This is a genomic window from Ferroplasma sp., from assembly GCF_031200575.1.
GTDB lineage: Archaea > Thermoplasmatota > Thermoplasmata > Thermoplasmatales > Thermoplasmataceae > Ferroplasma.
Window position 1 is genome coordinate 1,372,615 of record NZ_CP133597.1, and the last position, 21,432, is coordinate 1,394,046.

20 protein-coding genes are annotated in these 21,432 nt (G+C 41.6%); 9 read left to right on the plus strand and 11 right to left on the minus strand.

Annotation, left to right across the window (positions count from 1 at the left end; all coding sequences use genetic code 11):
- Positions 1-27 precede the first annotated feature (27 nt).
- The 4 genes from sfsA to RE471_RS07385 all read right to left on the minus strand — a co-directional run bounded on the left by sfsA (position 28) and on the right by RE471_RS07385 (position 2,790).
- Entirely contained in the window at positions 28-705 is a 678-nt protein-coding gene (sfsA, locus tag RE471_RS07370; RefSeq protein WP_309214183.1) for a DNA/RNA nuclease SfsA, read from the minus strand.
- 96 nt (positions 706-801) lie between these two features.
- Entirely contained in the window at positions 802-1,908 is a 1,107-nt protein-coding gene (locus RE471_RS07375; protein WP_309214185.1) for a cytochrome P450, read from the minus strand.
- A gap of 78 nt (positions 1,909-1,986) precedes the next feature.
- A complete protein-coding gene (locus RE471_RS07380; protein WP_009887883.1) occupies positions 1,987-2,154 on the minus strand; it encodes a preprotein translocase subunit Sec61beta in 168 nt (55 codons plus the stop codon).
- Between the two features lie 39 nt (positions 2,155-2,193).
- Positions 2,194-2,790, minus strand: coding sequence for a hypothetical protein (locus RE471_RS07385; RefSeq protein WP_309214186.1), 597 nt, complete (start codon positions 2,788-2,790; stop codon positions 2,194-2,196).
- A 91-nt stretch (positions 2,791-2,881) separates the two neighbouring features.
- On the opposite strand from RE471_RS07385, the gene RE471_RS07390 reads away from it, so the two are divergent.
- Entirely contained in the window at positions 2,882-3,706 is an 825-nt protein-coding gene (locus RE471_RS07390; protein WP_309214187.1) for a S26 family signal peptidase, read from the plus strand.
- A gap of 2 nt (positions 3,707-3,708) precedes the next feature.
- On the opposite strand, the gene RE471_RS07395 is transcribed toward RE471_RS07390, so the two are convergent.
- The gene (locus tag RE471_RS07395) at positions 3,709-4,677 is read right to left on the minus strand and encodes a mevalonate-3-kinase (RefSeq protein WP_309214188.1); all 969 of its coding nucleotides are present in this window, start codon (positions 4,675-4,677) and stop codon (positions 3,709-3,711) included.
- Positions 4,678-4,815: 138 nt separating this feature from the next.
- Here RE471_RS07395 and RE471_RS07400 point away from each other — a divergent pair, with 138 nt between their 5' ends.
- Together RE471_RS07400 and RE471_RS07405 are read left to right on the plus strand one after the other, a co-directional pair.
- Positions 4,816-5,661, plus strand: coding sequence for a CBS domain-containing protein (locus RE471_RS07400; protein ID WP_309214189.1), 846 nt, complete (start codon positions 4,816-4,818; stop codon positions 5,659-5,661).
- Between the two features lies 1 nt (position 5,662).
- A complete protein-coding gene (locus RE471_RS07405) occupies positions 5,663-7,096 on the plus strand; it encodes a glycine--tRNA ligase (RefSeq protein ID WP_309214191.1) in 1,434 nt (477 codons plus the stop codon).
- 2 nt (positions 7,097-7,098) lie between these two features.
- Here RE471_RS07405 and RE471_RS07410 read toward each other — a convergent pair whose 3' ends face one another.
- Positions 7,099-8,058 carry a trypsin-like peptidase domain-containing protein gene (locus tag RE471_RS07410; protein WP_309214192.1) on the minus strand — a complete coding sequence of 320 codons (960 nt, stop codon included), beginning with the start codon at positions 8,056-8,058 and terminating at the stop codon, positions 7,099-7,101.
- 66 nt (positions 8,059-8,124) lie between these two features.
- On the opposite strand from RE471_RS07410, the gene RE471_RS07415 reads away from it, so the two are divergent.
- On the plus strand, positions 8,125-8,460 hold the full coding sequence (locus RE471_RS07415; RefSeq protein WP_309214193.1) for a winged helix-turn-helix transcriptional regulator: 336 nt from the start codon (positions 8,125-8,127) through the stop codon (positions 8,458-8,460).
- A 201-nt stretch (positions 8,461-8,661) separates the two neighbouring features.
- Positions 8,662-9,627, plus strand: coding sequence for a hypothetical protein (locus RE471_RS07420; RefSeq protein WP_309214194.1), 966 nt, complete (start codon positions 8,662-8,664; stop codon positions 9,625-9,627).
- 2 nt (positions 9,628-9,629) lie between these two features.
- Here the strand turns inward: RE471_RS07420 and RE471_RS07425 are convergent, their stop codons facing one another.
- The 4 genes from RE471_RS07425 to sufC all read right to left on the minus strand — a co-directional run bounded on the left by RE471_RS07425 (position 9,630) and on the right by sufC (position 16,033).
- On the minus strand, positions 9,630-11,453 hold the full coding sequence (locus RE471_RS07425; RefSeq protein ID WP_309214195.1) for an amino acid permease: 1,824 nt from the start codon (positions 11,451-11,453) through the stop codon (positions 9,630-9,632).
- Between the two features lie 72 nt (positions 11,454-11,525).
- On the minus strand, positions 11,526-12,740 hold the full coding sequence (locus RE471_RS07430) for a SufD family Fe-S cluster assembly protein (protein ID WP_309214197.1): 1,215 nt from the start codon (positions 12,738-12,740) through the stop codon (positions 11,526-11,528).
- A gap of 33 nt (positions 12,741-12,773) precedes the next feature.
- Positions 12,774-15,284 (minus strand): SufD family Fe-S cluster assembly protein, encoded by a 2,511-nt coding sequence (locus RE471_RS07435; protein ID WP_309214198.1) that lies wholly within the window; start codon positions 15,282-15,284, stop codon positions 12,774-12,776.
- Positions 15,285-15,289: 5 nt separating this feature from the next.
- Positions 15,290-16,033, minus strand: a complete 744-nt coding sequence (gene sufC / locus RE471_RS07440) for a Fe-S cluster assembly ATPase SufC (protein WP_309214199.1) — start codon at positions 16,031-16,033, stop codon at positions 15,290-15,292.
- A 103-nt stretch (positions 16,034-16,136) separates the two neighbouring features.
- On the opposite strand from sufC, the gene RE471_RS07445 reads away from it, so the two are divergent.
- The 4 genes from RE471_RS07445 (at position 16,137) to RE471_RS07460 (ending at position 20,142) form a co-directional block, all read left to right on the plus strand.
- Positions 16,137-16,796: a helix-turn-helix transcriptional regulator gene (locus RE471_RS07445; RefSeq protein WP_309214200.1), complete on the plus strand. Its 660-nt coding sequence runs from the start codon at positions 16,137-16,139 to the stop codon at positions 16,794-16,796.
- A 65-nt stretch (positions 16,797-16,861) separates the two neighbouring features.
- Positions 16,862-18,091, plus strand: coding sequence for an Nre family DNA repair protein (locus RE471_RS07450; RefSeq protein WP_309214202.1), 1,230 nt, complete (start codon positions 16,862-16,864; stop codon positions 18,089-18,091).
- 5 nt (positions 18,092-18,096) lie between these two features.
- Positions 18,097-18,924, plus strand: coding sequence for a radical SAM protein (locus tag RE471_RS07455; protein ID WP_309214203.1), 828 nt, complete (start codon positions 18,097-18,099; stop codon positions 18,922-18,924).
- A 54-nt stretch (positions 18,925-18,978) separates the two neighbouring features.
- Positions 18,979-20,142 carry an alpha-hydroxy-acid oxidizing protein gene (locus RE471_RS07460; RefSeq protein ID WP_309214204.1) on the plus strand — a complete coding sequence of 388 codons (1,164 nt, stop codon included), beginning with the start codon at positions 18,979-18,981 and terminating at the stop codon, positions 20,140-20,142.
- Between the two features lie 16 nt (positions 20,143-20,158).
- On the opposite strand, the gene RE471_RS07465 is transcribed toward RE471_RS07460, so the two are convergent.
- Positions 20,159-21,391 (minus strand): glycosyltransferase, encoded by a 1,233-nt coding sequence (locus tag RE471_RS07465; RefSeq protein WP_309214205.1) that lies wholly within the window; start codon positions 21,389-21,391, stop codon positions 20,159-20,161.
- Between the last annotated feature and the right edge of the window lie 41 nt (positions 21,392-21,432).

The following is a 21,432-nucleotide window of genomic DNA, read 5'->3' on the forward strand; positions in this document are numbered from 1 at the left end:
TAATATAAGGATTACCGGTTGAATGATCTAATGGCATCTTTCCACTGTATGTGAAAAGTTAACAGAACCATTGTCTGAAGAAAAGACGAGGAACCTGAATTTCACACCGTAGTCTAAAGCCCTGTAATATGCCCAAGAGAATGCTGGGTCTCTCGACTCATTTGGGCTAAAACACCTTGCATTTTCATTGAAAATTAGGAAAAGAACGTATGAACTGTAGCCTTCATCAATCAGGTGCATAAGTGTTTCAAGATGCTTTTTGCCCCTGGCGGTTGGTGCATCCGGGAATAATGCCCTTCCATCCTCAACCAGTGTGGCTGATTTAACTTCTATAAATGATCGTTCGTACTGAAAGTCTATCCTGCTATCACCCACGGTTACCTCTCTTTTAAATCCTTCCTTTATGAATAGGGCAGCAATGTTTGAATGAAATCTGGAATCGTTAAAGGTCCATACATTATTATTCCTGCAGAAGGTGACTGAATACATTGTTTTCTTTCCCTGGGCCATCCTTATCTTTATGGCGTTGCCGGGGTATATCAGCTCCTCAAGCCTGCCCGGGTCATGCATATGCACCGGGATTTCCCTGCCATCAACTGATGCCATCACCAGAAATCGATTTGGTCGGGATATAACCCTGGCATCTATTAATTCTGGAAAATTAATTACAGAAAAACCCGGTTTTCTTTGGATAAACGGCGTCATTTATAATAATTGGGAAATTATATTTAATTGCTATGACATGGATCTGGCATTTACCCCGTTTTATATTCCAGCACACTGTGTTAATTAATCTTAGCGTTATTCCAGGTACAGTTCACTGAACCCATAAACCATTGGATTATCAAGCATTTTAGATTTTTTTCTGTTGACCTTTATGCTGTCAAATTTTCCCAGTATGTCTCCAAGTCCTATTTCTGCCTCGAGCCTTGCAAGTGGGGCCCCAAGGCACATATGGACACCCATGCCAAAGGCAAGATGGTTATTTTTTCTCCGGTTTATCATGAACTCTTCTGGATTGTCAAACGCCTTTTCATCCCTGTTGGCTGAACCCAGCCATATGGAAACTTTATCTCCTTTCTTTATCTGCCTTCCATGCAGAACATGGTTCTCTGCTGCGAACCTGTGTGGAAGAAACTGTATGGGGGAATAATATCTCAATGTCTCCTCTATAAAATTTTTGTAATACTCCCTATTCTCCCTCAGGAGTTCCTGGATGCCTGGATTTTCTGAAAGTACCTTTACCATATTGCCAAGTAGATTTGTTGTGGTTTCATTTCCGCCTATTACCAGAAGCATGACATAGCCGATTTTTTGTTCGTTGCTGAGTGGTGCAGATTTGAATGACCCGCGGTTTATCACAGACATAATGTCATCTCCCTGTTTATCTGAAAAGATTTCTGACATTTTTGCGTACATATACCTGTTAATTTGATCAAATCCACCATCACGGCGGTTCCCAATAATATAATCAGACCAGGTCTTGAACATCTGCCTCTCAGATTCAGGCACGCCAAGCAGATCGGATATAACATTGACCGGAAGCCCAACAGCATATCCCGAGATAAAATCCTGATCTGGCTTCAGGCTGGATATGATCCCAGAGGATATTTTCTTTATATGTTCAGAATATTTTTCAATGCTGGAGGGCAGGAAAAATGGGGCAGAAATATTTCTCAGCTCCTTATGGTCAGGATTATCAATGGTGATGAAACTTGCCCCGGGACCTCTCCTGCCATCTGGAACTCTTCCGGAATATGATGGATCAGAGGAAAAAATTTCGTTATGCATGAGGACATAGTACACATCCTCATAATCAAAAACATCCCATGATCCGGATTCCCTGTTGAAGCTGACCGGATCTTCACAGCGCATCTTACTGTAATAGCTGAATATATCCTGTGTCATAATAATCAATTATATTATAATATTAGAAAGATAACTAAATACCAAAACAACCAATAGATTATATAATGATGCAGCTTATTAAACTGGCCAGAAAACCTTTGCAAGTTCTACAATAACACCCATGGCTATTCCAATATATATTATTAGTTTGGGATCTATGGCCGGACCTTTTATCTCCTCCTCATTAAAATAACGTATTAAACCTGCTCCTGACTGAAAGTTTTCATTCTGGTTGTCCTTTGCCATTAATCACATTAATTTAATTAAGCAATTTAAAGATTTTGGTTATGCGTTTCTCCCTGCCAGCATTGCGGCAATAAATTCATCGGTGCTCCTCTGCTCCACTATCATTCTGTATGCATGGCCCTCACTCATTATACTGAAATAATTGCATTTTATAATGGATGGCAATCCCGGTGCATCAATGGCATATGACCTCCTGCCCTGCGATATTCCCACAACATATTTCAGGTTTATTTTGAGAAATGGTGAATATGAAAGAACCCATGGTGAGGCGTACTGATAGAATTCCAGATAATGCCCGAGGAATACTGCCTTCGCCTCAATGTATTTTTCAACTATAAGCCCCGGGATTGTGTCAAATCCATCGTCATGTATTGCAACGTTGAATTTTTCTTTTGAATCCATTATATTGATAACCTGATCCGGGGAATACTTAGGAATTCTATTCAGGATTTTCATCTCAGAGAAATGATTATAATATACAAATGGGAAAACTGTGAGAGAAATTCCCAATATAAAGAAAATCGCTGTGTAGATCAGGAATGTAAGGATAAAACTGGCTGATTTTAATGACACTATAATAGATAGAAATGCAGAGAACAGAAAGACTGAAAGAAAGTAATACCTTCTCCTGATCATAAAATAATATTCATAGAAATTTATTAACCGTTTTGGTTTTCAACAAGGAATTCCAAAATACAGTTATATATAACATAGATATCTGCAAACCATGAGAAGTGCCGTCCATGGCAGGAAAAGCCTTTTCGCATCACTGGCGTTTATCATTGCTGTTATTTTTATTCTTGTTTCAATAACAGCCTATTCAGGTGTTTTCCCACCGGCCAGTGTTGTTGAGTCCTACAGCATGGAACATTCAGACAAATGGCAGTACGGATTGATAGACGAGGGTACAGTTGTAATGGTAAAGAAGGTAAACAGCATAAATGATATCACAACTTATATAAAGGGCAGGGAGGTTAATTATTCAACATACGGTGAATTCGGAAATGTAATATTATACCACAATTCCGCTCTTGGTGTTGTTACAATCCACAGGGCAATGTTCTATCTTTACTGGAATGGCACATCTCCGGAGATCAGGGGTTACCATGGGCAGCCATACATTCATGTATACGGGGATTCCATCCTGCTGGATAACATCGGCTATGCACACAGGAACCTTATTGTAAATGTTTCAGGTTACACTGGTGATTCTGGATTCATAACGGTTGGTGACCATAACCTTGCATGCCTTCCAGAGGATTCCAGGTACTATAACAAAACCTATAACGCATATTATGCCTCCGATCAGAACATCTGGGGAATAAAGCCAGTGAACCTCACCACAATAGTGGGAAAGGCCTACGGCTACATTCCATGGGTCGGATTAATAAAGCTGAATATGCTAAGAATGGAGGGAAAATGGCCAAGGGAGTATTACACACATGTGCCTGAGTATTCCTATTATGGATTGTTCCTTTCAATCATGGCTTTACTTGCGGTAATTTTCTTCCCATACAGAAAGGCCTGCAGCAAATTCAAGGGAAAAACCTAAAATCAGAAGTTTTTGGAAATTACATCAGGCTTTCCGGCAACTTTCAGGTACACAGGATCACAGTTAAATTCCTTTGCAGCATCCTTTACCCTTTCCTTATCGCCTTTCTCCACTGCCACGAAAACATTTGTTCCACCGGTAACTATGTATGAATTCCAGAATTCCTGTTTAAGCCCGGAAATTTTATCGATAAATTTCTGCATTTCCTCCGTAATAATGTTTACGCCAACCTCACGGAGCATGGAATGGTATTCCAGTGTATCTCTTTCCCCGGCCTCGAATATGCCCTTTATATCTCCACTGTCGGCAAGTTTCTCCAGTTCCTTGGCACGTATTTCAGAATTTTTCACCCTCTCCTGGTACTTTTCGTGCCTGATAATGTTCTCATGGATTACGTCTGATGGTTTCCTCTCATCTGAAAATTTGCATCCCACGATGACAAAATCCTGGAAATCTTCCGGTCCAAGAATTTCATCTGTAAGTGATTCCCTGCCATTTGCATGATTAATTGTAAACCCGCCATAAAGGCTTCTGCCGGCACTTTCAGATATTTTCTGAAGATCGTTCTCAAAATTGAATATATTAATGTTGTACTCAAATATTGATTCTATGCATTCACCTATTGCGGCCGCACCGGCATCTGAACTCCCGCTCAGGACATTCTTATTCTCAGATATAAAGGATACCTCACTGTACTCGGGATGCCTTTTGATTATGTCATTTTTATACTTGTCTATAACAATAAATGGAGACCTGCTGGAATCCTCCGGGATTTTCTTTCCATTAATTATTCCTGACCTCTCATTGGAAAGGTAGAGATCGGTTTTAACATATATTTCATCGTTAAGCCCTGTATAGGCTATTCCTGCAGTGGTATGCCTGGGGAGCCTTTTTAGGCTATCAGATACACCACCAAGTAGAAGTATTCCTATTGTAGGATATGCTTTGACCTCAACGTAATATTTTTCCATATTCTGAAATTGCATATACAATAAAATGATTTTGCTAGGATTTGTAGAGCTTCATCTACAGTATAAATACATGGTCCTGCACATATGTCCAGAATTTATGTACCTAAAGAATTATTTATAAGGAAAACATTAACTGGCATGGATTATAAAGTTTCAGATATAATGACAAAGAATCCACTGTGCTACACAGTTCCCAGTTCTATTTCAGAGGTTATAAAAATACTCATTAAAAACAACGTAACAGGAATACCAATAAAAAATAGCCAGAACAAATACCAGGGCATAATAACCAGGAGGGATATTTTTTACAATCCAGATGAAACCCAGACTGCACTTGTAATGAGAAAGGCACCGCCGGTGAACCAGAATGACCCGGTTGAGGCCGCAGCAATACAGCTTTACACACAGAAGAAAAGGCACGTTGCAGTTGTAAATGACGATAACGAAATTGTGGGAATACTTACACCACAGAACTTCCTGAACCTGATAAAGGAAAAATATGGAAAGGTCAAGGTTAAAAACGTCATGGAATACAGCTCTGTGCCGTGCTGGGAGGATACACCCCTGTCAGTGGCTCTCCTGATGATGAATCTGTCACAGATATATTCTTTCCCTGTGGTTGATAAAAATGCCAAATTCACTGGACTTGTTACGGACAGGGATATATTTGACAGGGTAAAAATGTATGAAACTATTGAATCCAGTGAGGCTGGCATAGCAGATGACGAGGATCCATGGTCCTGGGACGGAATCAAAAATGTGTTCACCTATTTCATAGCAAAATCAAACATAACTGTACCGGATATACCTGTAAAAAAACTGCTGGTAAAGGATCCGCAGGTAATATACCTTGAATCGGATCTGGAGGATGCGGTAAAGCTCATGGCACAGAGAAATTACAACCAGCTTCCGGTGCTGACCGGCCATGGTGACATATACGGCATGCTGTACGATATCGAGATCATGAAAATATTCAAGGATTAATATGTACGAGGAGGCTGTTGAACTTGCAAAGAGAAGGGGCTTTTTCTGGCCATCATTCTCCATCTACGGTGGTTTTGCCGGCTTATATGATTACGGTCCCCTGGGGGTTCTTCTCAAGGACAATATAGTAAGGATATGGAAGGAAGAGTACCTGAACGATGGTGCCATATTCCTGGATTCACCCAATGTTACACCAGAACCGGTGTTCAGGGCGTCAGGCCATCTAGCCAGGTTTTCTGATCTTGCTGCTGAGTGCGAACACTGCAAAAATAAATTCAAGCTTGAGACAGTGCTTGAGTTCAATAAAATTAAGAATGTTCCGGCAACATTGAATGATGCAGAGGACCTTGTTAGGGAGTCTGATCTGAAATGCCCGGTATGCGGAAGCATAATAAAGAAGGTCTATGATTTTAATTTAATGTACAGGGTTACCGGGGATTACTACCTCAGGCCCGAAACTGCACAGGGAATTTTTGTGAATTTCAAACTTCTGGCCAACTATAACCGGGGGAAACTTCCAATGATTGTTGGGCAGCATGGAAAGGGATTCAGAAATGAGATATCCCCCAGGCAGAGCCTCATAAGGCTGAGGGAATTCAACCAGTGTGAAACAGAGGTATTTCTTGATCCGGAGGACCTTGAATTCGGAAAACTTTATGATTTTAAAAAGATCACAATAAGGCCCAATACAGGAGAGGAACTTCACATCTCAGTGAAGGAAGCATATGAAATGGGAGTTATCAGCAGCCAGGCTTTCGCATACTTTGTCCTGAAAACCCAGATAATACTGGAGAAAATGGGAATATCCAACGAGAGGCTCAGATTCAGGCAGCATGATCCTGATGAAAGGGCACATTATGCTGCAGATTCCTGGGATGCTGAGGGATTGATTGACAGTGATTGGTTTGAAATAGTGGGAATAGCAAACAGGACTGATTTTGACCTGAAAAACCATGAAGGCAGCTCTGGAGAGCAGATGAGGATAAATATTAACGGAAGGGATGTGATGCCATATGTGATAGAGCCATCATACGGTATTGACCGTATCCTTCTTACACTTATATCCCAGAGCATGGACAAAAGGGACGGCAAGAATCTGCTGAGACTGCCATACTATATGGCACCATATCATATTGCCGTTTTTCCATTAATGAAGAAGGACAATCTCAGGGAAAAGGCAGAGGAGGTTTACTCAAGCCTGAAAAATATTGACAGTTATGTGTTATATGATGAGGCCGGAACCATTGGGAAGAGATACGCAAGGCAGGATGAGATCGGGACACCTTACTGCATTACAGTGGATTACCAGACTTTAGAGGATAATACAGTTACACTGAGAAATAGGGATACATCAGATCAGGAGAGGATCAAAATTGAGGATCTGCTTAGGGATGGTTATATAAAAAATTTAATGGACAACAGATTAAAATTATAAAATCAGTCGGTTATAAATATCTTCTTTCCCCTTGTATTTTTCATTGTTATGGTAGTTTTGTACCTGTTTCTGCCCCTCATGAACACTGCATCGCTGCTGCCTGACATCTCCGATACATACTTTATCAGGTCGCGCATTGAATTTACCGGTTTTCCGCCAAATTCTGTTATGACATCCCCGGGTCTCAGCCCCGATCTGTATGCAGGCGAATCCGGGTCAATCCTTGCAACCATGACACCTCTATCTGTTCCTGTGCCATATCTTCTGGCAATGCTGCTGTTTACCTCCATTCCTGATATGCCTATGTACTGCCTGTTGACCCTGCCGGTTGATATCATGTCATGTAATTCTTTCTTTACAGTATTTACCGGAATGGAGAAACCGATTCCGTTTGCCTGGGCAATTATTGCAGTGTTTATTCCAACAGCCCTGCCTGACATATCCACCAGTGGGCCTCCACTGTTGCCGGGATTGATTGCTGCATCAGTTTGAAGTAGACCCTCAAAGATAAAATCTGCCCAGGGCATGGGCCTGTTCTTTGCACTTATAACACCCATGGAAACCGTGTGCCCTCCTGGAAGCCCCAGGGCGTTGCCTATTGCAAGAACGAGCGATCCAGTTTTTATTGCCTCTGAATCCCCAAGTTCAAGGACAGGGAACCCACTGCCTGGTAGCTTTACTATGGCCACATCGGTCTGCGGGTCCCTTCCTGCCACGGTTCCGGTATAACTGCTTCCATCGCTGAGTATTACCTCAACTTCCTCAGATCCCTCAACCACATGGTTATTGGTAAGCACATAGCCATCAGGAGTTATTATAAAACCTGATCCGGATCCCTTCACAGGTGCAATTCCGTAACCGTAGGACTGCACCTTCAGGGTGCTGTTAATGCTTACAACCGCCTTGCTTGCCTTCTCTGCTATATCCACCATATTTTTATTTAATGCTTCTATTCCTTCCATAATTCTATAATGCAAAACATATTTATATATCAGAAAGTTATATAAAATATACCAGGTGAATTCAAATTGACTTACCTAGAGCTAAGGGAAATCGGGAAGGGACAGGAATACGCCAGAAAATACTCAGAAATAATGAGGCAGTGGACTGTGCCGGTGTTAATAGCAATTGGAAAATTCAATGGCGCGGGCTTCAACAGAATAAAAAAGGAGGTAAAGGGAATCAATAATACCAGTTTATCGGCTACATTATCAATTCTGGAAAAATATGGCTTGCTGGAAAGGGTTATAATACCGGCAAAGCCTGTGAGGGTTAACTATTCATTTACTGAGAAAGGTAGAGAATTTTATAGCATGTGCGTAAGCCTTGCCTCTTTCATAGAAGATCTGCCTGATAAGCAGTGAGGTTGAAAATAATAGTAAAAATTTCCTATTTTTAGACCTTAAAATATGTGCATTGCAGGTGATATATACATCCTGCAATTCTACAGATATAATAATGGCTAACCAGAATCATAATTTCCCTGTCTGCCCATAGATTTTTTTGCAGGTGCCCTGAATAAGACATACGAAAAAATTTTATATATATTTATACGTTCCTTAATTATGGTTCAATTTATGAGCAGGAAAAGGTACGCGCTGATTCTGATTGCAACATTTGCATTTGTATTCATATTTACCTTTCTTGTATTATCACTTCCATCATATGAAAGAAACTTTTTTAGCCTCGCTATAGTTCCACTGGTGCTAACTGCGCTTTCTACTGGTGCAGTATATTCAGCCATAAGAAAGACAATTAAGGATACGCACAGGACTATAAAATACACAGCTATAGTCTTCATTTTTGCCCTTATAATGTTTGAGTCCATAATGGCCCTTATTACAATACACAGCATCGCATCTATTGCACTGCTGGTTCCCATAGACCTTGTATTACTGTCACTTCCACTTTATATTACCTTCAGGAGTTCCAGAGGCATAAGAGATGGAGACGAATATAGCAACGAACTTTCAGAGAGACTGGCATCCCTTACAGGCAACAGCAATCATAAAGTATACATCAGGAATGCAGCAGGCCCGGCTCTGGGTACAGCAACAGATGGCAATGACTGGAGCATACTAATATTCAGCAGCGCATTTTCAAGGCTGAATGATGAAGAAATTGAAATGCTCATGCTGGAAAAGTATTATAACAAAGAACTGGGACGTTCATGGAATATGCTTTATGCTATATTCGGGGCGTTTGTTATACTTACAGACCTGGTACTGGCTACCTACATACTGGGAATGAATCTCCCGCCTGCAGATGAGGCATACATAATACCCTCTCAGATAGTTATATTCATAGCAATATTCAGCCTTCCATTTATCATTATGAGAAAATCTATTTCCTCTTACAGGGATATTGATAGGAAAATACTCTCAGTAAACGGCAACAGAATGGCATTGATTTCCCTCATTGAGAAGGAAAATGACTATGATCCACCAGGTACCATGACAAAGTACCAGTATAACAGATTCAAGGAAAGGCAGAGGCAGAATGCAGAAAGGCGTATACGGAATATAGAATGAATTCAATCCACTACGGGCTTTTCCGTGCTTGCCAGTTTTAAGAGAACTTCCCTTTCAGTGATTGTTCCTGTGCATTTTCCTGATCCATCTACTATGGAAAGTATATTTACATTATTTTCCTTCAATATTCTTACAGCATCTGTAACCTCATCGTTGACGTTTATATTTACTACCTTCTCCAGGTGAAGCTGGTTAACCTTTCCACGCTCTATGGCCTCCTTGGGAAGAAGCAGGATATCTATGACATAAAGGGTTCCAACCGGCTTCATATTTTCATCCACAACTATGGCATAGGGTATATTTTTTGAGAGGAGTTTCTCAAGTGCAGATTGCAATGTGTCGTTTATGCCAACAATGACGTCCAGCCCCGGAATCCGTGCATCCATCACCTTAATATTCATGAGGTTCTCCGCCAGTATCTTACCCTCCTTGCTTATATCCAGGGTATCATCAGAGGTTTTGGTAACTATGGCCTTTACCTCTGATAATACGAATCCCACCACTATCCACACAAGGAACAATGAGGTATACCAGGAAACCGTAGAATATGCTGAATATATAAGCACTATGGAGCTTATTATAGCCCCTACAAGGGCCAGTATAACCTCCTTAAAATCAGAAAGATATGAAAATACTCCTGCTTTTGCACGGGACATCAGCCTCTTTCCCCTTCTCAAACCTACACGTATCAGTGAAAAGTTGGCACTTACATGTATGAATAGGCCGCCCAGTGCAGATATGGTTCCAAGGAATATAAATGCCGTCTCTGCGGTTATATAATGCAGGATGAAAAGTGGAAGTGCAATCATTATGGCACTGACAAAGCCTGTTGCTACCAATGGATTGTCCTTGACCTTCCTTGCAAATATTTGTGGGAATGATCTGTCATAGCCCATCCTGAAAAATGTCCTGGATGCCGCAGACCCGAAGGAGAGAATGGCTAGAATGGAGTCGTTTATGGTTGCTATTGCAACAGCGAAGTAAAGATATATGCCATATTTCCCGAAATCATTGAGGATTATCCCGATAACAGGAAGCTTATCGCTTACCGGTATTATAATATGGTTCTGAAGTATTAAATTTGCAAAGGCATATATCATAAGTGTGGCCAGGGTCCCGCCAATAAGAATCACAGAAATTACACTCCTGCCAACTACCTTCTTTGGATTTGTGATCTCACCTGAGACAGGCGCAATGGATCCATATCCTGTGGGAATTCCCATGGCAAATAGTATGCCCAGGGCGAAATCCCCACCTGAAATATGGTAAATTGCAGGATTGGGTATGTATACGGCCCCCCTGGTCATGACAAATGAGAAAAATACGATGGTTACCATAAGTGCTATTTCAATGGCAACTGCATACAATGCATATTTTGATGATAACTTGATGCCCACCAGCAGGAATGTAACAGATGGGACCATTATAAGGAGAAATGCATAATATTCAGAAATTCCCAGGACAGTTATTATAATAAATATTGCACCTGTAAGATATGCAAGTGCATATAATATAGAATAAAATATATACATCCAGCCTGTATCAAATCCGATTCTGGCAGAAAGGGCCTGGAAAGCATATGTATAATATCCTCCCGAGGAGGAGAACCGTTTTGAAAGCTGGGTAACTGACAACCCATTTATAAGTACCAGAAGCATACCTATCACCATTACAATTGGTGCGTCAAAACCTGCAATTGTTATGGCATATGCTGCATAGGTAAGAATGCTGAGCAGTGGTGACATGCCCCCGAAGGAAAGGAAAAATACGTCCTTAAATGTTAGATGCCTTGTAAATTCACCACGGGTGGCGGACGTTTCTGTCATTCATCCTCTAATATATCAATGTTATAAAAGCTTGTCTTTCAATTATATGAATCTAAGATTAAAATAAAATATTCATAATTTTAATATATCGTTCAGCTGCTTTTTTAGAAACTCATTATCCGTAATATCGGCTATGTATCCTATGAATCCGTTTATGATTAGATCTTTAGACTCTTCCTCAGAAAGGCCCCTGGATCTAAGGTAAAATATCTGCTCCGGATCAAGGCTGGATATTGCCGATGAATGCTTGGATTTCGTATCGTTGTTCTTTATGAGCAGTGCCGGCTTGGAATTGCCCTTTCCGTCCTCTGACATAAGAAGTATTGCTGAACCATAGAATCCTGTTGATTTTATTCCATCGGGTTCTATATCTATATTGCCCCTGTGCATTGTGGAGCTTCTGTCCAGAACAACGCCCTTTATGTTTATATCGCAGTTGGAGTATTTCCCGTACTGCAGGCTGGAATCCCAGATATCCATTTCCTGGTCTGCCCTTGAAATGTTTACGCCATAGGATTTCATTGTGGTGTTGGCATGCATCTCACTTTCATGGTTGTAAAGCACCCTGCTTCCCCCTGTATTTACATCTATTATCCTGATTTCAGAGTTATCATAGAGTACCGGCCTGAGATAGGTGAGATTAACAGTATCCTCCCCCTCTGCCTGTATGTAGTTATATTTTACATGTGATCCCTCCAGGCAGAATATGTAAATATTCCTGCCATGGACTCCATTGCCATCTCCATGTTTTCTGTATACGTCAGTGATTTCAACTGATGAATTTTTCCCAACAACTATAACATTCTTGAAGGTAAATGAGGAATTGGAATCCTGTATTGACTGGATCTTCAATTCAGTTTTTGTACTGTCCGGGACACTGATAAAATAACCATTTTCATAGGAAAAATTTATCAGGTTTTCCTTATTGTATTTGCCGAATAGCTTATCAGCGTAGTCCCGGAATAGATCTGGCTTTTCTGTAAAGGCAGCCTTCATACTGGACATGTAAACATCCTTTTTCCGGCCGCTGACAATGAAATCTGAATCGGTAACTACAAGATCGTATTCATTATCGATCTTCTCCTCCTTCTTTATGGATACCGATAGTTCACCGAAGGCCATCCTCTCAAGGTCCTTTTCCGTGATGGTAACATAGCTTTTTTTATCTGGACTCTCCTTATAGGCAGGATCAGGGTATCTGAGATAATTTATATACGCCTGCTTTCTGTATTCTATATCGAAATCATGGAATCTTGAATTTAAAGTTTCTAAATAATTCTCTATCATATTATATCACCATAAAAATGGATAAAAATATATTTATCCCACAGCGCCCATTTTGGACATTTCCAGCTTGACCAGCCTGTTCATTTCCACTGCAAATTCCATGGGTATTTCCTTCATTATGTCATCCATGAATCCGAGGACTATCATTGAGGATGCTTCATCCTCGCTCAATCCCCTTGACCTGAGGTATGTAAGCTCGTCTGTCCCTATTTTTCCTACTGTTGCCTCATGGCTGAATTCTGCAGTTGGCTCATATATCTCATCATAGGGGTATGTATAGTTCTTTGAATCGCTGTTTATTAAGAGCGCATCGCACTGCACATGGCTTTTTGCCCTCTTGGCACCCTCGTTCATCCTTACCAGGCCACGGTATGCAGTCAACCCGTTATCCAGGCTGATAGATTTGGATACTATCCTGGATGTCGTGTCTGGCGCAAGATGAAGTGCCTTGCCTCCAGCATCCTTGAATGTATCCTTTGTTGCCAGTGTTATCTGCAGGTTAGAGGTTGATGCTCCCCTTCCCCTGAGATAGGATGAGGGATATATCATTGTTACCTTTGATCCAAGCTCTCCTGTTACCCAGTCCATATGGGCATTTTCATCAACCCATGCTCTTTTTACGGGAAGATTGTAAACACTATCTGACCAGTTCTGGACACTTGTATATTTTACATCGGAGTTTTTCCTTGCATATATTTCGACTATGGCTGTATGCAATGAGCTCGTGTTGTATTTTGGCGCAGTGCAGTTATGAACTGCGAATCCTTTCACCAGGTATGAGTCGTCAGTTTCCACTTCAAGGTTGTATACAATATCGTTGTATTCTTCACGCTCCACCTTTTTTATGGGAACGTAGTAATAGTTGTTTTTATGCCTTACCCTGCTGAATTTTATATTTTCAGTATATTCTATTATGTACTGTTCTTTTCTCTGAATAGCCCTGCTGTTGATTTCATCACTGGAAGCAAGCCTGATCATTATACTGGCAAATATATTGTTCCTTGAAAGCATCTCCTGAAGCTGGAATGCAAGAGCCCTGCTCACTGTGTCTGCCCTGATCATTTTTGACTTGCCCTTTTTTACATATACGTTGCCATTTCCTTTCAGGTAATAGTCTATTAACAATTTCTGCTTTTCCGCAGGTAGTTTCATGATTTTATCTGAAAAGGCCTTCTTATCAGCGTATTTTCCACCATTTTCCAGGCAGAATTCTATCAGTGGTTTCGAGTATGTGGAAACTGTATAGTATTTGTTTCCTGCCATGAATATATCGACCTGTTCCCCTGATTCCTTTATTGTGTTATATAAATCGTATGCTATTTCTTTCTCCTTTTCCGATTTTCCGAATGAAAAGGTCATCTGATCCACATTCAGTGCTTGGTTGAAGGATATTGAACCTTCCGCTACATACAGTCCAAGAATCTTCAGCATAGATTCATTTATGGAATCATCATCCTCTGTAGCCACAGGCGATACATATACAATGAAGTCCCCCACAGACAATTCATCTGTTCTTCTGTACTGGGGTTCAGCTTCCATCAACTTCCTGGTTGAAATTTCATTGTGCCCGTTCCTTATCCTTGATGTGACCTCCTCCTTCTTTATGCTGAGAACTGGGTGTTCCGATGTTGCCTTGAATGCATTTCCAGGAGATAATGGTGTGATTTTGTACATGAATCCATTGTAGGGATGTACGTATTTCCTTGTGATTTTCCTTTTATTGCCGGTATTGGATACAACCTCATTGCCTGTAAGCAATTCATCGATCCTGACGAATTTGTCGCCCTGGCTGACCAGTTCGTCCTCCGGTAAACAACCTTCTATGTAGTGTACCTTTGCACCCTCGTCTGCAACAACTATTGTATGCTCGAACTGCCCACTCTGCTCGCCGTTCATCCTGAAGTATGTCTGCAATGGCATGTCTATTGTAACATTCTTTGGAACATACAGGAAAGACCCACCGGACCATACTGCACCGTTCAGTGCTGCAAATTTATTGTCACTGGGGGGAATTGCCCTGCAGTAGTAATCCTTTACAAGGTCAGGGTGCTCCTGGACTGCCGTATCAAGGTCAGTGAATATAACGCCCTTATCCTCCCATTCCTTTCTCAGGCTTCCGTAGACTCCCTCGCTGTCGTACTGGGCCACAGATCCTGCAAGGTATTTCTGCTCCATCTGTGGTATTCCCAGCTTGTCGAATGTTTCCTTTATCTTGTCCGGAACCTCATCCCAGTTCTTCGCCTTGGTCTCTCCAGGCTTTGAGTAGTATGTAAGGTTTTCAAAGTCTATTCCAGACAGGTCCGGCCCCCATGTGGGCAGGGGCTTTGAAAGGAATATTTCTAAAGCCTTCAGCCTGCTCCTCCTCATCCAGTCCGGCTCATGCTTTATATCAGATATCTCCTCGACTGTTTTCCTTGTTAGCCCGGTACCGGTTGAGTACACAGGATTTATTGTATCATGGAACTCGAAATCAGACTTTTTGCTATGTTTCAGGCTTTCCGTCAATTTTTCAATTTCCTCATCTTTATTGTAATCTTCCACCATATTTATCACTCCTTTATCCAGTCGTATCCCTCATCCTCTATTCTATCGGATACGTTTTTATCTCCATTCATTACTATTTTTCCATCCTTCAGCACATGCACGAATTCCGGTATAATATCTTTCAATATTCTCTGGTAATGGGTAATTATAAGGAATCCAACCTTCTGGTTGTACATCTTCTTTATCTCTGCAGATACAAGCTTCAGCGCATCAACATCCAGCCCGGAGTCTATTTCGTCAAGTATAACGATTTTTGGCTTCAGTATAACCATCTGGAGAACCTCAAAGCGCTTTCTCTCACCGCCAGAGAAACCATCGTTAATTGCCCTTGTTATAAAGGATTCGTCCATGTCCACGTCCTTCATTACTTCCTTTACCATATTGAAGAATTCCTTTAACGGCATTTTTTCATTTGGATATAAATTGTTATAAGCCATCCTCAAAAAGGTTGAAATTTTGACGCCACTCACGGTTATAGGATTCTGGAATGCCAGGAATAGGCCTGCCTTTGCCCTGTCTTCGGGAGCAGCGTATGTTATATCCTTTCCATTAATGAGAATTTTGCCATCTGTGACCTTATAATTGGGATGGCCTATGAGTACCTCTCCAAGGGTGCTTTTGCCTGCCCCATTGGGTCCCATAAGTGCATGAATTTCGCCAGAATTGACTGTAAGGTTGATTCCCTTCAATATTTCTTTGCCATCTACCTCGGCCTTCAGGTTTTTGATCTCAAGTACTGTTTCTGTCATTATAGATTCATTACAAATAGGTATTTAAACATTTTATTATGTCTATAGTAACTAAAATACGTATAAGTATAAATATTACTATATAATATATAATTGTGATACCATGGAGGAATTAATTAACGATTATCTTGGGAATAGTAAAACAACTATACTCAGTTCACTGCTGTACGAGGATAAAACCCTTGAACAGCTTTCCGGCATAATGAAGGTAAATAAAAATGCGGTGAAGGAGCATTTGAATTATCTAGAAACCCACAGCCTGGTTTCATCATACTTTGTAAGGGCAAAGGCGGGACGGCCGAAAAAATATTATAAGCTTACAATGAAGGGTATGCAGATCTTTCCTAAGCAGTATATAAACTTCTCATCAATGCTCCTGAAAGAGGTTGAGAATGAAATAGGAACATTAAGGCTGAATGGCATACTGATGAAAATTGCAGAGGATATGGTAAGGGAGGTTTCATCAGACAGCGTGGCCCTTGCATCTTTAACAAGGGAGGAAAAGCTGGAAAAAATTGGAGAGTATGTGAATATACTCAACCGGCTTGGCTACTATGCAAAGATGGAGGTGGATGGTGATACTGTAAAAATTATCAGGCATAACTGTGTTTTCTATGAACTGGCAAAAAATAACAAGGATATGGTATGCGGTTCCCTTGAGAAATCCATGTTTTCAGATACAGTAAGCGATGACTTCAAGCTCATGGAAAACTTCCCGGATGGAGATAATAAATGCGTGGTTGAAATATCCATATCGGACTGATATGCCTGATATTTAAAGTCACTATTTTTTAAAATAATTAATATAGTCCTTTGGGTTGATTATATATGCCAGGAAAAATGGTCAGGATTCCACCCTCTCTATGCGTTAAATGCAGGGGTGCAAAGATGTTATGCGGCCTATCATACTGCCCGGTGTCCATAGTTGACAGGGTTAAAAAGGTCTATACCTTCAGGGGCAACTCCATATCAGGTTCCTCACCTCCATCACTCTTTGTTGGAAGGTATGGATATCCTAAAATCAACATATATCCCTCAACTCCCCCATTCTCCGGGAACACAGGATACCTTGAGGATGAATCAAAATGGCTTTCACAGGACCTCAATGACTTCATATCCGGGAGATTATCGCTTCTCCGGGGAGGCATAAAGGTTTCTGTGGATGCAGCATCAAATCCAGATTACCGGCTGCAGGAAATACAGGTGAGTTCCCTATCTTCAAATCCGGTAGATGTTGAAATGACAGTTGAAAAATCATTCAGGGACAACATTGTCCTGGATGAGAATATAACGCCCATGGGTCCTTCATCCCCGCTGAAAAGCATAAAATTTGGAAATTACCATATAGACAACAGGATAGAGAAATTATACTATGATAAGGACCTTAGGGCTTCAGAGGGAGTTATAAGCCTCTATGAAAGGGGAATGGGCATCAACGGCATATCAAAGGCCCTGAGCGCAGGTTCCCTGGGAACAGGGAAGAGAAGGAGGATAGTCCCAACTAGATGGTCTATAACTGCAACCGATAAGGCCATATCTGACAGGCTGGTGGATGAGATCAAAGATTACAGGGAAATTGACAGCTTCGAGGTATATGTAAGGAAAACTCAGGGTAATCTCTTTGTTGCAATACTTGCCCCCGGCCAGTGGATGTTCGAATGGGGTGAATCATGGTTTCCTGGAAGCACATGGAACAGCTTCGGCAGGTCTGTTGAAATAGAACTTGATTATGAAGGATACCATGGCAGGAAGACATATCCTGAAATAGGCGGATGTTACTATTCTTCCAGGCTCGCTGTGGCGGAAAAATACAGGGACATGAAAAGGACAGGGTCTGCCATGCTCTGGAGGGAGATATACCCGGGATTCAACCTTCCTGTTGGTGTCTGGTATGTACGTGAGAATGTCCGGGAGCTCTTCAGGTCGAAACCGGAGAGGTTTGATACCGTAAATGATGCAATAAAATATGTTTCCAGATTCACGGCCGTGGATATAAAGGCATGGAAGGCGAAATCAAACAACCTGAAGTATCTCGTGTCAAATCTGGACAATTACTGATTTATATGAATAATGGCAGGAACGTTATAGAAATCGAGGCGAAGCATGCCCTCGGAAAATCCGGCATGAAGGAGCTTGATTACGCATTCAATCCATATCTTGGATGCTTTCATGGATGCAGGTACTGCTATGCCATAGACATGTCCCCGGATGCAGTCAGGGAAAACTGGGGAACAGGGGTTATTGCAAGGACTAATATAATCCAGCTTCTTGAAAGGGAGGCCAGGATATACAGGAAGGGGGTGGTTGGAGTTTCTACAATAACCGATCCGTACCAGTACATTGAGATGAAATACAGGATTATTCCCGCAGCAATTGAAATTCTGTCAAGAAACGGCTTTTACATAACAATACAGACAAAGTCGCCAATGGTGCTAAGGGATATTGCAATACTTGAGAAAAATAAAAAAAACCTGGACGTGGGAATCACAATAACATCCCTGAAACCTGAGGTATCCAGATTAGTAGAGCCATATGCCCCTGCACCTGCAAAACGGCTGGAAGCACTGCAAAAACTCTCACGCAGTGGAATTAACACATGGTTATACCTTGGACCGCTTATACAGAATGTAAACGATAACCTTGATGGCATAGAAAAAATAGTTGAGTTCTGTGGGAAAACTGGAATCAGGATTATATATGATTCGTTCCAGGATTTCAGCGGAACCCTGCCCTATATGGCAGGTACCGGATATATGCGGTCTGATCAGGCCTGGTGGGACAGAATGGATTATGACATAAAGAGGATATGCAGTGAATACGGGGTTTCCTGCACACTGGAAAGGGATGAATGGAAGTACGAGCTTTCAAGGAAGTATGGAAAGTTATTTTAGCCTCCCACTGACCAACCATTATATAGGTTTGCTGTATCATAAAAATGGATAATCATGACACAGTTCGGAATTGATTTTCAGCTTAGGGTTTACACTGGAATGGATGAAAATTCGGATCTTCCAGTATCTTTGGAGGACTGGAGAAATGCAGCCAGGAAAGCTTTGAAGGATGGCCCCTGGGGATATATAGAGGGTGCTGCCGGGAGTGAGGACACAATGGCAGAGAATATCAGGGCATTTTCCCGCTACAGAATCCGGCCGAGGTATCTTCATAATGTGGAGGAGAGAAACCAGTCAGTCACTATTTTCGGGAAAAAGCAGGATTCCCCATTCATTCTGGCACCAATCGGCGTGCAATCCATAATACACAGGGATGCTGAGTATGCCAGCGCAGGCGCAGCTGCCTCCATGCATGTCCCATACATTCTCAGCACCGTTTCCTCTGTCAGCATGGAGGACATAGCAAAAAAATACCCGGAGAGTGAAAAATGGTTCCAGCTTTACCCCGGCAGGGATGAGAATATAATGAAGAGCATGGTGAAAAGGGCAGAAGTTTCCGGTTATCATGCAATAGTGGTAACTGTTGACACAACCATGCTGGGATGGAGGGAGCAGGATTTAAGGAATGCATACCTGCCGTTCCTGCAGGGCGAGGGCATAGCCAATTATATTTCAGACCCAGAATTCAGGAAGCGCCTTGATAAGCCGCCTGAGGAGGATATTAACTCTGCCATAGAGGAATTCCTCATGGTTTACGTAAATCCAGCATTCTCCTGGAGTGATTTCAGGAAAATAAGGGGCTGGACAGATCTTCCATTGATCGTTAAGGGAATTTCATCCTGGGAGGATGTAAATGCAGCAATAAAATACGGTGCAGACGGAGTTGTGATCTCAAACCATGGCGGAAGGCAGGTTGATGGGGCCATATCAACAATAGAAGCACTGGATGAAGTTACTGACAACAGGAATGTAAGCTGCACGGTTCTCTTTGACAGCGGCATAAGGCACGGATCGGATGCAATGAAGGCACTGGCGCTGGGAGCTGACGCAGTTCTCATAGGAAGACCATACTGCTATGCCATGGCTGTGGCCGGCCAGAGGGGAATTGAACGCTATATCGGGGAGCTAAAGGCAGAACTTGACCTGCAGATGGCCCTTGCCGGATATGAGTCTGTAACCTCCCTGAGCAGGCGCATGATTTTCAAAAAACATCAATAAAACCTAAAAATTATTTTTATCTGGTAAGCCATCCGGACTGCTTCCAGAATGTTGCAAGCCCGTAGAGATTCACAAAGAACAGGATCCCGAGCCCCATTGCTCCGTATCCAAGTGTCCTTAGCCTCTCCTTAGGTATATTCAGTGCAATTGCACCCACGAATATTACATCACCAACTGCACCCAGGCCATACATTATCCCGTTAATAAGGAACGCCATGAAATGCCTTGGATGATAATGGAAAAATCTGTACATAACAAAATGTGATACGCTGGTTATGCTTAAATAATCAAGATGGCCCATAATGTGCAGGAAAAACATTGCACGGAATATAAACAGTGTAAAGCCTATTATGGGTATCAGGTATATATAAAGCATTTCAAATGTGTAGAATTTTCCCCCATTTTTTGCAGTTCCATCGCTCATATTCTTGAAGAAAAAGTACCATCCCCTCCTGGACCATCTGATCTGCTGGTTCAAAAATTTTTTGAATCCCTGCTGTGGCTCTGTCTCCACTGTTATGTCATAGTCCTTTACCATTTTATACTTATTTTTTATCAGATAGCTGGTAAGGAGCATATCATCCCCCAGCATTACCTTCCTGCCGAATAGTTTTTTATTGAGAAAATCGTCCGAGAGCATGAATGGCTTTATTACATCTGTTTTGTATGCAGCGCATCTTCCATCCAGAACGTATACGTTGCCGCGCCTGGACATGGATTTTGAAATCATCTCTGTAAGCCTTTCTATAAATTCTGAGGCATATGCTACCGAGGTACCGTCATTTTTAATGTGTATGTTTACACCGACCCCCGCAATCCCCTGGGCAAAATATGAAAGCATGCTTTTTAGTGTATCTGCAGGGATCAGTGTATCGCTGTCAACAAACATCACATATTCTGTATGCACCTCCTTCAATCCCTGAACAAGGGCATTTTTCTTACCACCCCTCTCACTCAGATATATGAATCTGCCACCGTTTTCCTCTACTATGGTCTTATATGGCTCAAGGCTGGAATCCCCCACAACAATAAAGGGTGCGCCCTGCAATTTAATTGAAACTATAACCTTCCTGAACACCTCTACGTCCTCACGAAATACAGGAATTACTATAGTAGCCCTGGACGTGTCAACATCCCCAACCCTCTGGCCCTTGCTGTAAAACGTTGAGTAATACGTATTTAGGATATAATATGTAAAGGATATGATTGTCACTGCAAGAAGGGCAAGGTATATTATGATGAACTTCACCTATAATAATGTTTTACCACTAAATAAATATTATTATAAAC

What these genes read in the sequence shown, in the direction of transcription:
- RE471_RS07375 (WP_309214185.1), bottom strand. Translation starts at nt 1,908, where the DNA reads ATGACACAGGATATATTCAGCTATTACAGTAAGATGCGCTGTGAAGAT.
- RE471_RS07460 (WP_309214204.1), top strand. Translation starts at nt 18,979, where the DNA reads ATGACACAGTTCGGAATTGATTTTCAGCTTAGGGTTTACACTGGAATG.
- RE471_RS07455 (WP_309214203.1), top strand. Translation starts at nt 18,097, where the DNA reads ATGAATAATGGCAGGAACGTTATAGAAATCGAGGCGAAGCATGCCCTC.
- RE471_RS07445 (WP_309214200.1), top strand. Translation starts at nt 16,137, where the DNA reads ATGGAGGAATTAATTAACGATTATCTTGGGAATAGTAAAACAACTATA.
- RE471_RS07450 (WP_309214202.1), top strand. Translation starts at nt 16,862, where the DNA reads ATGCCAGGAAAAATGGTCAGGATTCCACCCTCTCTATGCGTTAAATGC.
- RE471_RS07390 (WP_309214187.1), top strand. Translation starts at nt 2,882, where the DNA reads ATGAGAAGTGCCGTCCATGGCAGGAAAAGCCTTTTCGCATCACTGGCG.
- sufC (WP_309214199.1), bottom strand. Translation starts at nt 16,033, where the DNA reads ATGACAGAAACAGTACTTGAGATCAAAAACCTGAAGGCCGAGGTAGAT.
- RE471_RS07430 (WP_309214197.1), bottom strand. Translation starts at nt 12,740, where the DNA reads ATGATAGAGAATTATTTAGAAACTTTAAATTCAAGATTCCATGATTTC.
- sfsA (WP_309214183.1), bottom strand. Translation starts at nt 705, where the DNA reads ATGACGCCGTTTATCCAAAGAAAACCGGGTTTTTCTGTAATTAATTTT.
- RE471_RS07380 (WP_009887883.1), bottom strand. Translation starts at nt 2,154, where the DNA reads ATGGCAAAGGACAACCAGAATGAAAACTTTCAGTCAGGAGCAGGTTTA.
- RE471_RS07400 (WP_309214189.1), top strand. Translation starts at nt 4,816, where the DNA reads ATGGATTATAAAGTTTCAGATATAATGACAAAGAATCCACTGTGCTAC.
- RE471_RS07425 (WP_309214195.1), bottom strand. Translation starts at nt 11,453, where the DNA reads ATGACAGAAACGTCCGCCACCCGTGGTGAATTTACAAGGCATCTAACA.
- RE471_RS07420 (WP_309214194.1), top strand. Translation starts at nt 8,662, where the DNA reads ATGGTTCAATTTATGAGCAGGAAAAGGTACGCGCTGATTCTGATTGCA.
- RE471_RS07385 (WP_309214186.1), bottom strand. Translation starts at nt 2,790, where the DNA reads ATGATCAGGAGAAGGTATTACTTTCTTTCAGTCTTTCTGTTCTCTGCA.
- RE471_RS07435 (WP_309214198.1), bottom strand. Translation starts at nt 15,284, where the DNA reads ATGGTGGAAGATTACAATAAAGATGAGGAAATTGAAAAATTGACGGAA.
- RE471_RS07395 (WP_309214188.1), bottom strand. Translation starts at nt 4,677, where the DNA reads ATGGAAAAATATTACGTTGAGGTCAAAGCATATCCTACAATAGGAATA.
- RE471_RS07405 (WP_309214191.1), top strand. Translation starts at nt 5,663, where the DNA reads ATGTACGAGGAGGCTGTTGAACTTGCAAAGAGAAGGGGCTTTTTCTGG.
- RE471_RS07410 (WP_309214192.1), bottom strand. Translation starts at nt 8,058, where the DNA reads ATGGAAGGAATAGAAGCATTAAATAAAAATATGGTGGATATAGCAGAG.